General features: G+C 42.1%; 9 protein-coding genes. 4 read left to right on the forward strand and 5 right to left on the reverse strand.

All coding sequences use genetic code 11. The features are described from left to right. The first annotated feature begins 20 nt into the window (after positions 1-20). From DXB58_RS14470 to DXB58_RS14480, 3 genes are read left to right on the forward strand one after another with little or no spacing between them, the layout of a single operon-like run. Entirely contained in the window at positions 21-1,517 is a 1,497-nt protein-coding gene (locus tag DXB58_RS14470; RefSeq protein ID WP_122137269.1) for an oligosaccharide flippase family protein, read from the forward strand. Between the two features lie 2 nt (positions 1,518-1,519). Next, positions 1,520-2,875 carry a TIGR00341 family protein gene (locus tag DXB58_RS14475; protein ID WP_122137271.1) on the forward strand — a complete coding sequence of 452 codons (1,356 nt, stop codon included), beginning with the start codon at positions 1,520-1,522 and terminating at the stop codon, positions 2,873-2,875. 19 nt (positions 2,876-2,894) lie between these two features. Continuing rightward, a complete protein-coding gene (locus DXB58_RS14480) occupies positions 2,895-5,036 on the forward strand; it encodes a S46 family peptidase (protein WP_122137273.1) in 2,142 nt (713 codons plus the stop codon). 28 nt (positions 5,037-5,064) lie between these two features. On the opposite strand, the gene DXB58_RS14485 is transcribed toward DXB58_RS14480, so the two are convergent. After that, positions 5,065-5,931, reverse strand: coding sequence for a DMT family transporter (locus DXB58_RS14485; RefSeq protein WP_004302970.1), 867 nt, complete (start codon positions 5,929-5,931; stop codon positions 5,065-5,067). A gap of 143 nt (positions 5,932-6,074) precedes the next feature. Between DXB58_RS14485 and DXB58_RS14490 the strand changes: the two genes are divergently transcribed. Beyond that, the gene (locus DXB58_RS14490; RefSeq protein ID WP_122137275.1) at positions 6,075-8,732 is read left to right on the forward strand and encodes a glycoside hydrolase family 78 protein; all 2,658 of its coding nucleotides are present in this window, start codon (positions 6,075-6,077) and stop codon (positions 8,730-8,732) included. A 540-nt stretch (positions 8,733-9,272) separates the two neighbouring features. Here the strand turns inward: DXB58_RS14490 and DXB58_RS14495 are convergent. The 4 genes from DXB58_RS14495 to DXB58_RS14510 all read right to left on the reverse strand — a co-directional run bounded on the left by DXB58_RS14495 (position 9,273) and on the right by DXB58_RS14510 (position 15,175). After that, positions 9,273-11,207 carry a DEAD/DEAH box helicase gene (locus tag DXB58_RS14495; protein ID WP_122137277.1) on the reverse strand — a complete coding sequence of 645 codons (1,935 nt, stop codon included), beginning with the start codon at positions 11,205-11,207 and terminating at the stop codon, positions 9,273-9,275. A gap of 74 nt (positions 11,208-11,281) precedes the next feature. Further along, the gene (locus DXB58_RS14500) at positions 11,282-12,343 is read right to left on the reverse strand and encodes a tyrosine-protein phosphatase (protein WP_122137362.1); all 1,062 of its coding nucleotides are present in this window, start codon (positions 12,341-12,343) and stop codon (positions 11,282-11,284) included. A gap of 163 nt (positions 12,344-12,506) precedes the next feature. Further along, complete coding sequence (locus tag DXB58_RS14505; protein WP_122137279.1) at positions 12,507-13,976, reverse strand: glycoside hydrolase family 125 protein; 1,470 nt, start codon at positions 13,974-13,976, stop codon at positions 12,507-12,509. A 35-nt stretch (positions 13,977-14,011) separates the two neighbouring features. Further along, the gene (locus tag DXB58_RS14510) at positions 14,012-15,175 is read right to left on the reverse strand and encodes a glycoside hydrolase family 76 protein (protein ID WP_122137281.1); all 1,164 of its coding nucleotides are present in this window, start codon (positions 15,173-15,175) and stop codon (positions 14,012-14,014) included. Between the last annotated feature and the right edge of the window lie 63 nt (positions 15,176-15,238).

Genomic DNA, 15,238 nt, shown 5'->3' on the forward strand with positions numbered 1-15,238 from the left:
ATGATAATCACTAATAAAACATGGCTGGACTAAAATCATTAGCTAAAGATACTGCAATTTATGGGTTGAGTAGTATTGTTGGACGGTTCCTTAACTACATGCTGGTGCCTTTGTACACAGCGGTATTGCCGGCTTCCACCGGAGGTTATGGAGTTGTTTCAAACGTATATGCGTTTACAGCCCTGATGCTTGTACTGCTTACGTTCGGTATGGAAACGGGATTCTTCCGTTTTGCCAACAAATCGGGAGAAGACCCGATGAAAGTATATGCCAACTCCTTGTTATCGGTAGGAGGGGTATCTTTGATTTTTGTTTTCCTTTGCCTGTTATTCCTGCAACCTATTTCCAATTTACTGGATTATGGCGATCATCCGGAGTTTATAGCGATGATGGCTGTTGTGGTAGCTTTAGACTCTTTTCAATGTATTCCTTTTGCCTATTTACGGTATAAAAAGCGGCCTATTAAGTTTGCCGCTATCAAACTGCTCTCTATCGTTGGTGGCATCGGTTTGAATCTATTTTTCCTACTGGTGTGCCCGTGGCTGAATGTACATTGTCCGTCAACGATCTCCTGGTTTTATGATCCGGATTATTTAGTGGGATATATCTTTATTAGCAACCTGATTATCTCGGTTGTCCAGATGTTCTTCTTTATCCCGGAACTGACAGGTTTTGCTTATAAGTTGGACAGGGTATTGCTGAAACGAATGGTCGTATATTCTTTTCCGGTATTAATCTTAGGTTTGGTAGGTATTCTAAACCAGACTGTAGATAAGATGATCTATCCGTTTCTCTTTGAAGACCGGCAGGAAGGGTTGGTGCAACTGGGTATTTATGCGGCAACCAGTAAGATTGCGATGGTGATGGCGATGTTTACGCAAGCTTTCCGTTATGCTTACGAACCGTTTGTCTTTGGCAAAGACCGAGAAGGAGACAACCGGAAGATGTATGCCGCTGCGATGAAGTATTTTCTTATATTTTCCTTGCTAGCTTTCCTTGCTGTCATGTTCTACCTTGACTTGTTGCGTTATCTGGTGGCAAGGGGTTACTGGGAAGGCCTGGGGGTAGTAGCCATTGTAATGCTTGCAGAGATCTGTAAAGGGATCTATTTCAACCTCTCCTTTTGGTATAAACTGACGGATAAGACCTATTGGGGAGCCTACTTCTCGGTGATTGGTTGTGTTATTATTGTCGTATTGAACATCCTGTTTGTGCCGGTTTACGGTTATCTTGCTTCAGCATGGGCTTCTGTTGCAGGCTATGCAGTCATCTTGTTGCTATCCTACTGGATAGGACAGAAAGAATACCCGATTCATTATGACTTGAAGAGCCTCGGACTTTATGTTCTGTTGGCAGCGGTACTTTACGTTATTGGAGAGCAGGTTCCTATCTCTAATATAGTGCTCCGTCTCGCTTTCCGTACCGTACTCTTATTGCTATTTATAGCTTATATTATCAAGAAGGATTTACCATTGAGTCAGATTCCTGTTATTAATCGATTTATAAAGAAGAAATAACTATGAAGACAGATGAACGAAATAAGTTTGCTATCAAGTCCTTTCTGGGAGAATATCTGGACTTGAGGAAAGATAAGGATAACGAACTGGCCACAGTGGATTCTATTCGTAAGGGGGTAGAGTTCAAAGGTGCCAATTTATGGATTCTGATCTTTGCCATATTCATGGCATCACTCGGATTGAATGTGAACTCCACTGCCGTTATTATCGGTGCCATGTTGATTTCTCCATTGATGGGACCTATAATGGGAGTAGGACTGTCTGTCGGACTGAATGACTTTGAATTAATGAAACGCTCTTTGAAGAGCTTTCTCATAACGACTGCTTTCAGTGTGACTACGGCAACAATCTTTTTCCTTCTTGCCCCTATTGCCGGTTCACAGTCAGAGTTGCTGGCACGCACATCGCCCACTATTTATGATGTATTCATCGCACTTTTTGGTGGATTGGCAGGTGTCGTAGCTCTCTCTACCAAAGAAAAAGGAAATGTGATTCCGGGCGTTGCCATTGCTACCGCATTGATGCCGCCACTTTGTACGGCAGGTTACGGACTGGCTTCCGGCAATCTTATTTATTTCCTGGGAGCTTTTTATCTTTATTTCATCAACTCTGTTTTTATCAGTCTGGCTACTTTCCTCGGGGTTCGTGTGATGCATTTCCAACGGAAGGAATTTGTGGATAAAACTCGTGAAAAGACCGTACGTAAATACATCGTTCTGATTGTGGTGCTTACCATGTGCCCTGCAGTTTATCTGACATTTGGAATTATAAAGAGCACTTTCTATGAAGCAGCAGCCAATCGTTTTATAAACGATCAGTTGAGCTTTGAGAATACGCAGGTACTTGATAAGAAAATCAGCTATGAACATAAAGAAGTACGGGTTGTTTTGATTGGTCCTGAAGTGCCTGACGCTTCGATATCTATTGCTCGTAGCAAGTTGAAAGAGTATAAGCTGGAAGATACGAAACTGATTGTATTACAGGGGATGAACAATGAGGCGGTAGATGTATCTTCTATCCGTGCCATGGTCATGGAAGACTTCTATAAAAACAGTGAGCAACGGCTTCAACAACAGGCGGTGAAAATTTCCCAACTGGAGACAACACTGGAGCAATACAGAACGTACGATGCTATGAGTCGTACATTAGTACCCGAATTGAAGGTGCTTTATCCTTCCATCACTACTCTTTCCATCGCTCACTCGCTCGAAGTGCGGGTCGATTCGATGAAGACGGATACGGTAACATTGGCTGTCCTTAAATTCGCCAGACATCCGTCTGTTGCCGAGAAAGAGAAAATCGGCGAATGGCTGAAAGCCCGCGTAGGAACGAAGAAGTTGAGGCTGATTACAGAATAATGAATCTAAAAATAATAATATGAAGTTCAGACTAACCGTCTTGATAGTCTTTTCCCTTTGTCTGTCGAATGTATTTGCCGATGAGGGAATGTGGTTGTTGGGAAATCTCCGAAAGAATAAACAGACTGACCGGGTAATGAAAGAACTTGGTTTGCAGATGCCTGTGAATAAAATCTATGATCCGAAGAAACCATGTCTGGCAGATGCTGTTGTCAGTTTTGGAGGCTTCTGTTCAGGAGTGGTGGTTTCCGAAGACGGTCTGGTGTTTACTAATCATCATTGTGGCTTTAGCAGTATTCAGCAACATTCTTCAGTGGAACATGATTATCTGAAAGATGGCTTCTATGCACGTAGTCTTGAGGAAGAACTGCCGAATCCGGAGTTGTATGTTCGTTTCCTGCTTCGTACGGAGGATGTTACTAAACGCGTATTGTCTGCCGCCCGGCATGCTAAAACGGAAACAGAACGCCGTGTGGCTGTCGATTCGATTATGAATGTAATCAGTATGGAAGTCTCCGAAAAGGATTCTACATTGACTGGTATTGTAGATGCTTATTATGCAGGGAATGAATTCTGGCTTTCTGTTTATCGTGATTATAACGATGTCCGCCTCGTTTTTGCACCTCCTTCTTCTGTCGGGAAGTTCGGATGGGATACGGATAATTGGATGTGGCCGCGTCATACGGGCGATTTCAGCGTATTTCGTATCTATGCTAATGCCAAGAATGGTCCGGCGGATTATTCTCCTGAAAACGTCCCTTATCATCCCGAATATGTAGCACCCATTTCTTTGGATGGATACAAAGAAGGTTCTTTCTGCATGACGCTTGGCTATCCGGGCAGTACGGAACGTTACCTTTCCTCGTATGGTATCGAAGAGATGATGAATGGAATCAATCAGGCAATGATTGATGTACGGGGAGTGAAACAAACCATCTGGAAACGGGAGATGGACCGTCGTCCGGATATTCGCATTAAGTATGCTTCAAAATACGATGAAAGCTCCAATTATTGGAAGAATAGCATCGGAACGAATAAAGCCATCAAGCATTTGAAAGTGTTGGAAAAGAAACGGGTGGCTGAAGCAGCGCTTCGTAACTGGATTCAGTCTCATCCGGAAGAGAGAGAGAAACTGATTCGTTTATTCTCTTCTTTAGAATTGAGTTATAGTAATCGCCGTGAAACCAATCGTGCGTTGGCTTATTTCGGTGAATCGTTTATAAATGGTCCCGAGTTAGTGCAGCTCGCTCTTGAAATTCTCAATTTCGACTTTGAGGCGGAAGAGAAGTTGGTGATAACCCGCATGAAGAAGTTACTGGAGAAGTATGATAATCTCGATCTTTCCATTGATAAAGAGGTTTTTGCTGCCATGCTCAAAGAGTATCAGTCGAAAGTGGATAAAAAGTTTTTGCCTGCTATGTATGAGAAGATAGATACGCTCTACAACGGGAATATTCAGACCTATGTAGACTCTTTGTATGCAACTTCCAATATAACGTCTCCTAAGGGCTTAAAACGCTTTCTGGAGCGAGATACTACATATAATCTCATAGAGGATCCGGCTGTTTCCTTGAGTCTGGATTTGATTGTGAAGTATTATGAGATGAATCAAAGCATTTCCGAGGCTTCCGAGCAGATAGAGGAGGGGGAGCGTTTATTCAATGCAGCCATGCGCCGTATGTATGCTGATCGTAATTTTTATCCGGATGCCAACTCTACCATGCGGCTTAGTTTCGGAACGGTTGGAGGGTATACTCCTTTTGATGGGGCCACTTATGATTATTACACAACCGTGAAAGGCATTTTTGAGAAAGTGAAGGAACATGCGGGTGATATTGACTTTGCCGTTCAGCCGGAGTTGTTGAGTTTGCTTTCTTCCGGTGATTTCGGAAGATATGCCAATGCGCAGGGAGACATGAATGTTTGTTTTATCTCTAACAATGACATTACAGGAGGTAATTCCGGCAGCGCCATGTTCAATGCCAAAGGAGAATTATTAGGCTTGGCTTTTGATGGCAACTGGGAAGCAATGAGCAGTGATATCGTATTCGAACCAGATTTGCAGCGTTGCATCGGGGTAGATGTGCGGTATATGCTCTTTATCATAGAGAAATACGGCAAGGCAGCCCATCTTATTCAGGAATTAAAAATGGGCCGATGAAGTAAATATTCCGATGAAACCGGACTTTTTATCGTTTTAATATAATAACGATTACGGCAGCGATAATCAGTGCAATACCTACACCAATGCTTGTGGTGAAGGCTTCTCCGAAAAGAAAGATACCTACACATACAGCAGTTACCGGCTCCATAGCTCCCAACACAGAGGTGAGTGTGGAGCCGATGCTTTTTACGGCTCTTACTAGAGCAAGATTAGAAACTACGGTAGGGATTAAAGCTAATAGAATCAAGTTGCCGGCAGTATGCCATTCGCTGATGGGTTGAAGCTGGCTGATGGTTTCCGTTCCGATAAAAAGGAGAATACCTCCGAATAGGAATACATAGAAAGTAAGCAGTAGCCCTTTCATCTGTCCAATCTTTAATTGGCTCATTGTGACGAGATAAAGCGCATATCCGAGTGCCGACAGAAGAACAATGAAAAGTCCCAGGAAAGAAAAGCTCCCCGTTTTTGTATCTCCGCCGGATAAGAAATAAACTCCTGCCACTGCGGATGCAATGGCAGCGATCCGCCAGCCGGATTTCTTTTCTTTAAAAAAGAGCATCATGATTAACGTAGTAAGCACCGGATACATGAAATGAATAGTGGTGGCAACTCCGCTAGCCATAAACTTATATCCCCAGAACAGGAATACGGCAGACATTAAATAAAGAAGCGCAAGAAGAAACAGGGAAGGAATGTCCTGCCTCTTGATGCGAAATGATTGACCATTCACCAATAAGATTCCGCCTAACGCCAGACAGGCAAACAGGAAACGATAGAAAAGTATCGATTCAAATTGCATCCCTGCTTGCATGGCAGGAATGGTAAATAGAGGGATAAGTCCAAAAGAAGCCGATGAAAGCAGCCCATATAGTAAACCATTAACTTTATTCATAGCCAAGTATATATTCGGGCCGCAAAGATATAGCTTTTTTGAGGCAAGTAGATAAAGCGTCCATACAATATTTTTCGTAAATTAGCACGCGATATAAATATGGCATCCGATTGAAGGAAAATACAAACTAATTTTTGGATAAAATGAAACGATTGACACTATTACCGGGATTACTATTTTTAATGCTGCAAGCAGTATTTTCACAAGAGTCAGGCAGCTGTAAACCAGTGAATCTGGTTTGTGATTATTTGGTGAATCCCTTGGGAATAGATAATCCTACTCCCCGGTTATCATGGATGCTGAATGATGCCCGAAAAGGAGCACGACAAACAGCCTGTCAAGTCATCGTAGACAAAGACTCTCTTGAATTGATTGCAGGGAAAGGAACTATCTGGGATTCGGGCAAAAAGGACTCCGAACAGATTCTGATTACCTATTCCGGACAGGAACTTCGTCCTTTTACCAAGTATTATTGGAGAGTGAATGTATGGGATAAGGATGGAGTGAAATCTTCTTCGGATATTAATAGTTTCGAAACGGGAATGATGGGGATGGAACACTGGCAAGGAGCTTGGATTAGCGATAACAAAGATATTAATTACCGTCCTGCTCCCTATTTCCGGAAAGTGTTTGATGTACGAAAGAAGATACGGTCGGCAAGGGCATATATTGCCGTAGCAGGTTTGTATGAACTGTATATCAATGGTGAGAAGATTGGAAACCACCGGCTGGACCCGCTATATACCCGGTTTGACAGGCGTAACTTCTACGTCACTTATGATGTTACTTCCCAAATACAGAAAGGGGAAAATGCGATTGGTGTGTTGCTGGGCAATGGGTGGTATAATCATCAGTCAATGGCCGTGTGGGACTTTCATCGTGCACCTTGGCGTAACCGTCCTGCTTTCTGTATGGATGTGCGGATTACTTATGAGGATGGTTCCGTTGAAGTCGTTTCTACGGAACGGGACTGGAAAACTTCATCCGGCGCATTGATCTTTAATAGCATTTATACAGCCGAGCATTACGACGCCCGTTTGGAACAGAAAGGCTGGAATACCGTGAACTTTGATGATTCTAAATGGAATGGAGTAGGATATAGGGCTGTTCCTTCACAGAATGTGGTGTCACAACAAGTGCAGCCGATTCGTGCAGTAGAAACAATCCCCGTAAAAACCTGGAAGAAACTTAATGACACAACGTATGTATTTGACTTTGCCCGCAATATGGCAGGAGTCACCCGCATTAAAGTGTCCGGGGAAGAGGGAACTGTGGTGAGGTTGAAACATGGTGAGCGGTTATATGACAACGGACGAGTGAATACGTCAAATATTGATGTGTATCACCGCCCGGTAGACAACTCCGATCCTTTTCAAACGGACATCCTCGTTTTGAGTGGAAAGGGAGAGGATGAATTTATGGCACGATTCAATTATAAAGGTTTCAGATACGTGGAAGTAACAAGCACTAACCCCCTTGTATTGAATGAGAATAGTCTGACTGCCTACTTTGTGCATAGTGATGTTCCGCAGAAAGGGACGATTCATACTTCGAACGCGCTTATCAACCGTCTTTGGTGGGCAACAAATAATGCCTATTTGTCCAACTTGATGGGGTATCCTACCGACTGTCCCCAGCGTGAAAAGAACGGATGGACAGGCGACGGTCATTTTGCTATTGAAACGGCATTATACAATTATGACGGTATCACTGTTTATGAGAAATGGCTTGCCGACCATAGAGACGAGCAACAGCCCAATGGTGTACTTCCCGATATAATTCCTACAGGAGGCTGGGGATATGGCACGGATAATGGACTGGATTGGACAAGCACTATCGCTATTATTCCATGGAACATTTATATGTTTTATGGCGATCATAAACTGTTGGCAGACTGTTATGAAAATATAAAGCGATATGTAGACTATGTGGATCGTACCAGTCCGACCGGATTGACCTCATGGGGAAGAGGAGACTGGGTGCCTGTTAAATCACATTCTTCCAAGGAACTGACCTCTTCTGTCTATTTCTACGTGGACACCAAGATACTTGCCAATGCCGCAAAGATGTTTAATAAAACGGAAGACTATAAGTATTATTCTGCTCTTGCCAATAAGATAAAGAACGCGATTAATGACAAGTTTCTGAATAGAGAAACGGGCATTTATGGTAGCGGCGTTCAGACGGAACAGAGTGTTCCTTTGCAATGGGGCATTGTTCCTGAAGAGTTGAAGAGAAAAGTAGCCCGGAATCTGGCAAAACAGGTGGAAGCAGCCGGCTTTCATTTGGATGTAGGTGTGTTGGGAGCAAAAGCTATATTGAATGCGTTAAGTGAGAACGGTGAAGCCGAAACGGCTTATAAATTAGCTGCACAAGACACTTATCCATCGTGGGGTTGCTGGATCGCCAATGGTGCTACCACATTACTCGAGAACTGGGATTTGAATGCTACACGTGACATCTCGGACAATCACATGATGTTCGGAGAAATTGGAGGATGGTTCTATAAAGGATTGGGTGGGATCTTTCCTGATCCCGAAAATCCCGGATTTAAACATATCCTCCTTCGGCCTAATTTCCCCAGTGGATTAAATGAGTTTGAAGCCAGATATCAATCGCCTTATGGGGAAATCTGCTCTAAATGGGAACGTAAAAAGAACCGTATTGTTTATCATGTAACTGTTCCGGCAAATAGCACTGCTACCTTTTATGCACCCGACAATGTGAAGGGAGAGCGTATAGTAAATTTAGAGGCAGGTGAACATGTCTTGGAATTGACTATAAAGAAAGTTGTTTATTGATAGACACTGCTGTCCGGCAGACAATCCCGATAGTGTTCCATGCTTTTTCCCTTTTCGTAAGATAATATGTTAGGGTATCTGTATTTCGGTCCTGCAAGCTTGACAAAGGGCTTTTTATTTTGTATCTTTGTGATCGGAGAAGAAACTTATTGATTGGAAATTATGTGTATGAATAGTATAATATTAGAACAAAAAGATCGACGATTAACCTCTTTCTAAAGAAGAGGAGGGTCCCTTATATACCAAAGGTTGCAGACTTATGATGAGTTTGCAACCTTTTTTGTTGTATAAAATTGAATAATTCGTGGCAAATGCACTTCTGGTCGTTTTTAATAAACTTGAGTAGCGTTTATTAAAAACGATCAGAAAGTTTATTAAAAACATAAATGCAGATTCTGTATGAACAGTTGTCTTTTTTCAATAGACCAGAATAGAGGTAATGATATTCCTTTTCATTTGAATATGAAAGAGGTAATTTGTCACAACATATGCACCTCTGATTAATAATGTACAAATCTACAGATTATGCTTACTTGACATTTATTTTTTCTTAGGTTTTCTGCGAGCCCATCCTTCTTCGCTGAAGTCAGGTTCTTTATCTTTAAAAAACTCTTGCCAGTCATCTTTCTTTTTCGGACCGCGCGCATCAGAGTATCCCCGATCAGCACGACTAGGTTTATCTTTTTTTGTTGACTTTGAGTCTTTTGCAGAAGCATCTTTCGGTTTTCTATCCTTATTCTCATAGCGCGGTGCACGTTCGTCGCTTTTGCCGCCGAATCGTTTACCTCCCTTGCGCTCATTTGAACCGTTTTCACGTCCTTTTCCGCTTTCTTCACCGGCACCGGCAATCTCAACAACTACCTTGCGTCCGTTCCATTTAGCCCTATTCAGTGCCTTGATTACATTTGTCGCTTCCTTTTCCGGTACTTCAAAGAAAGAATAGTTCTGCATTAGGTCAATGCGTCCCAACTCGATACGTCCCCGTGTATTGCTGTTCAATAGTCCGATAAGATCACTAGGGAAGAAACTGTCTGTTTTACCCAGATTGATAAACAGGCGGTTAAAGCCCGGTGCAGCTTGGCGACTTCTTTTCTCGAAACCACCTTCTTTGCGATCACTCCGTCCGGTACGTTCTCCGCGGATGTCAGTCGGTACTTCTATTTCTGCACGGTTACGATAATACTCGGCAAAACGGTTAAATTCATGAGAAACCATTCGTTTAATCAAGTCCTCTTTGCTCAACCATTCCAGTTTACGGTAGATTTCCGGCATAAAGTCAGCAATCTCTTCCTCGTTTACTTTTACTTTTTCGAGATCATCAATAACCTTAATCAGCTGCTTCTGACAGATTCCTGCTGCTGTTGGCATTTCTCCGACAATGAATTTTTTGCTGATAATTCGTTCGATTTCTCTCATCTTTCCTTTTTCGCGAAGGTTGATGATGGCTATGGAAGTACCTGTTTTTCCGGCACGTCCTGTACGTCCGCTGCGATGTGTATAACTTTCTGTATCGTCTGGTAATCCGTAATTGATAACATGTGTCAGATCGTCTACATCAAGTCCGCGGGCAGCCACGTCAGTTGCAACGAGCAGTTGCAGGTTGCGGATACGGAATTTCTGCATAACAGCATCCCGTTGTGCTTGAGAAAGTTCACCATGCAAAGAATCGGCATTGTAGCCTTCTTGCATTAATTTGTCTGCAATTTCTTGAGTCTCCTTACGGGTACGGCAGAAAATGATACCGTATATTTGTGGGTAGTAATCGACGATGCGCTTTAAAGCTTCAAATTTGTCTTTAGCCTGCACGGTATAAACAACGTGTTTAACGTTGTTAGTACTTTCATTCTTGCGGCCAATAGTGATTTCTTTCGCATTGCGCAGGTAATTTTTGGAAATGCGTGCGATTTCCGGACTCATTGTTGCGGAGAACAATAGAGTGTTGCGTTCCTGTGGTACATCAGCCAGAATGGCGTTGATACTTTCTGTGAATCCCATATTAAGCATTTCGTCCGCTTCATCCATTACCACATTGTGGATGGTAGATAGAGATACGGTTTTGCGCTCCATCAGGTCCAGCAGGCGTCCGGGAGTAGCTACAATGATGTGTACCCCTCGTTTGAGGCTGCGTATCTGGCTGTCAATGGAAGAACCACCATATACAGGTAATACTTTTAGTCCGTCAATGTATTTGGAATAGTCATTCAAATCTCCTGCTATCTGGAGACAAAGCTCACGGGTAGGGCAGAGGATAAGCGATTGTGGAATTCTGTTTTTTACGTCAATCTGTTGGAGCAAGGGCAAACCGAATGCGGCTGTTTTACCTGTTCCTGTCTGTGCAAGAGCTACTACATCATTATTTTCTCCTAAAAGGTACGGAATCACTTCTTCTTGTACCGGCATGGGATTCTCGTATCCCATTTCTTCAATTGCTCTACGTATCTCCGGAGAAACGCCAAGCTCTTCAAATGTCTTCATTAAATCTCTGTATATCTTTTATTTCGGCTGCAAAGATAGAGAATAATTACGAATTACTAGTTACGATTTGCGATTTATTCCAGTAGGATGCTACGTAACTGTTCAATTTCTTCTGCAGAAAGTCCGATTCCTTTTTTCAGATAGGTCTGTACACTCCCGTATTCAGCCTCAATTTGTTCTTTAGCAGCGTTCAGGAAGTCTTCTTTTGCAGAGTAGATGGTTGTAATGGCTTCTTGCGAATTGACCGATAGCTTATATGCATATTTAGAAGCTTTCGGAATATTAAAATAGTCATTACTCAAACGATAATCTTCCATAATGATGTCTTCGTTGACTCCAAGAGCGGCAAGCAATAAGGCGGAAACGACTCCTGTACGCCCTTTTCCGGATGTACAATGAATCACAACCGGATAATGGGTACGGTCGAGAAGAGCAGTGAACAACTTCTTGAATTCCTTTTGGTAGTTTATGACTAATTCCCGGTTCATTTGTTCTACCAAACGATAAATGGTGTCACTTTTTATCTTCTCCTCTTGAATTCCTTGCAGAATTTCTTCCATGTTTCCAGTAGGAATAGGGATATGTATGATGTTAAATTCGTCGTCATGTAGTTGCGGGTAGTTGTGACGTTCATTTTCAGAACGTAAGTCTATAATCGTCCGTACGCCCATATTCTTGAGTTCCCGGCGTGAGCAGGGAGGAATACTGTCTATTTGTGCGGAACGGTATATCATTCCCCAGCGAAGAGATTTTCCGGTACCGGCAGATTCGTATCCTCCTAAATCGCGGAAATTCTGTATGCCGGGGATGTTAATGTTGCGGGTGGCCACTTTAACCCGGTATTTGTTATTAAATACCATCATGTAGTAATAACGTTGAGATGGATCGTTGGTTACGATTGTCATTTTACCACTGGAAATGTTTGCCATTGCAATGGGAGAATCTTCCGGAATAGCTTCAGGAGAAGTAGAGGTGTATACTTTTACCTGTCCTTTTAATATCGGTGCTGTTTCCCATTTGATAATACAGTTTCCTACGTTATTTTCTTCACATACCACAGATATAGCAGGTGATGTGCCAGAACATGATGGGAGCACTAATAAAACAGTAAGCCAGCTTAACAGGTTTCTATACATAGTTTCTTTGTCTTGAATCGTATACTGCAAAGATAAGAATTACCCGAAGATGTGGTAATTCCTTTGCTATAATTAGCCAAAGTTAATAGTAATTTACGTGTTAAAAAAGGGCGCTTCTTCGTTATAGAAGAGCGCCCTGAATGAGAAGTAACCTAAGTTTGCTTTATTGAATATTGTTCAATAGATCTATTTTTCCTTCGTTGACCAACTTTAAAATGAGCTCACCAAATAAGGTGTTTTGCCATGCAAACCAAGCGCGTGTGAAGTTTTTAGGGTCATCCTTATGGAAAGATTCGTGCATGAATCCTGTTCCTGCGTCTGTATCCATCAGCATTTTTATGCAAGACTTAATTTCCTGGTCGTCCTGACTGGTGAATGCTTTCATCATGATACTCATAGGCCATATCATATCATAACCGATGTGAGGTCCTCCAATACCTTCTCCTGCCTTTCCTTTGAAGAAGTAGGGGTTGTCTTTGCTCCATACAAAACGACGTGTGTTTTGATAAATAGGATCGTTAATGTCTACATCCCCCAGATAAGGCATTGCCAGTAGGCTTGGTACGTTGGCGTCGTCCATTAAGAGATGATTTCCGAATCCGTCTACTTCAAAAGCATAGATTGTACCATATTTAGGATGATTGTAAGTTGCATATTCTTTTAATGCGGTTTCTACTTCTTGTGCCAAATCTGTGCACTGTTTCGCCAGACTGGTGTTTTTGTTTACAACATTCAGAATTTCCGCAGCTTTCTTTAGAGAAGAAACAGCGAAGAAATTAGACGGTACGAGGAACTGTAAAGTTGTCGCATCGTCAGACGGACGGAAGGCTGAAACAATGAGTCCGACAGGATTTACAGGAGCACCTAGACCGTTATTGTTTAATGTGTCGAGTGCGCGTTCTGTCTTACGCTGGAATTTATAGGGACCCACTCCCTCTTTGCGCTGTTGTTCCTTGAAAGTTGTCAGTATGTTGGCGATGGCCTGTATCCATTCATTATCAAAGATGCTTGCATCACCGGTTTCTTTCCAATATTGATAGGCCAGACGTAATGGATAACATAAAGAATCTATTTCCCATTTACGTTCGTGCAGTTCCGGTTTCATATCGGTCAGGTCGGACATCCAATCTCCTCCCACAGCCCCGTCATTGAAAGCATTGGCGTATGGATCGATATTTATACATTTAAATTGTCTGCGTATCACTCCTTCGAGCATTTTCTTCAATTCCGGGTCTTTATTCGCTAATTGTATATAAGGCCAAACCTGTGCTCCGGAGTCACGCAACCACATGGCATGGATATCTCCTGTGTAGACGAAAGTATCAGGCTTACCGTCTGTTGTACGGTAATGAACTGTTGTCTCAAGGGTATTTGGAAAACAATTCTCGAACATCCATGCCAATTTTTGATTAGTAAGTAGCTTTTTCACCCTGATGATTTCTGCTTCCACGGCTTTTGATGTAAAAAGCCGCTTGTTTACGGGTGGACGATTACTTTTATAAGCGGCAATTTCAGTTGCTTGATTGACCACATTGGTATGATCCTTAGCCAGGATAAGTTCTGTAGCTTTGGCAGGACCTCCCATTAATAGGGTGGTCGTGATGATACATATTCCGATATTTCTTTTCTTCATATCTCTATTGTTTTTAAGAGGGTTATTAAAAGTGATTATTGCAAATCGATTCCGCCTAGTCTTCCATACATTTCTATGAAAGCAGCTTGTGTCAAGAGCCATTTTTTCTCGTTTTTATCTGTGCCGCTCCAATCTGTCTGGAACAAGCCCCGTTCATCTCTGGCATGATGCCATGCGTAATCAAGACTTTTCTGGAAATCGGTTAGATAAGTCTTGTTATGGTCTATCTGATAAAGTTCAATAAAGCCTCTAAGCATAACGGCTGTGAACCAAATATTTCCTTTTTTCAGTAATTGGAATGTTTGTCCGTCTGGAGAGGTGAACTGAGTGAAGAAGTGCTTGTGACACGCTTCTGCTATATTTTGTGCATCTTCCAGATAACTTTTCTGTTTGGTAATTTGATAGAGTAGGGCAGCTGCCTGCATCATTTGTCCACTGTTATAGGCAAATTTGGCACGACCGATTTTCTTGTTAAGTGAGATGTTGTCAAAGTATAGATGATCTTTTGAATCTTCCAGGTGCTTTTTAGTCCATTCGTATAACTCTTTTCCTTCTTTTAAATAGGCATCATCTTGAGTAGCCTGAAATAGTTTGAGAGCGAATACGGCTCCCGGTGCATTAGAACAAGTATTTTTAGATTCCTTCTTTTGTTCGCACCAGTAGATTCCTCCCCCGAGTACGTCATCTTTACCACTAAGGATAAACTTCCATATTAGTTTAGCTTTCTCCAGATGAGCTTGTTTTCCTGTCATTCGATAAGAATCGGTAAAATCAATACCTAACCAGACGTTATCATCATAAAAACGATCGGAGAGAGGTTGACTGCTGATATAAGATGAGTAAGCGAATGGTTCCCTTCGTGTGTCGAAATACTCTTCTAATCCGGGTAGTACTTTGTTTTCCAAAAGTTTTTTATACTTCTTATTTTCAGTGCTCTCCAGTAGTGCATTTACCGCAGAGAACGTGCCCGAATACGGCCAAAGGTAGGAATATTCATTGCGTCTTTTTGCTTGTTCTTCTGATGCCAGGTAAGTTGCCTTATTGTCTTGGTCAAAAGGATAATTCTCACGTAACAGACAAGTGTTGGGTGCTGCATAGTTTTGGTAAAGAGCATCCAAAGTTTGCTGTGCTTTTTCTATGTTAGGATTTGCGTTTGCAATGGTGAAAGCACAAATAACATTAAGTAATAGGCCGTTCATAATTTTTTATTTAAGTGGTGTTTATATAAATACTAATTTGAATGAGTTCGCAGGTTTTATTGT

Source organism: Bacteroides sp. OM05-10AA (assembly GCF_003439055.1).
Lineage (GTDB): Bacteria > Bacteroidota > Bacteroidia > Bacteroidales > Bacteroidaceae > Bacteroides > Bacteroides intestinigallinarum.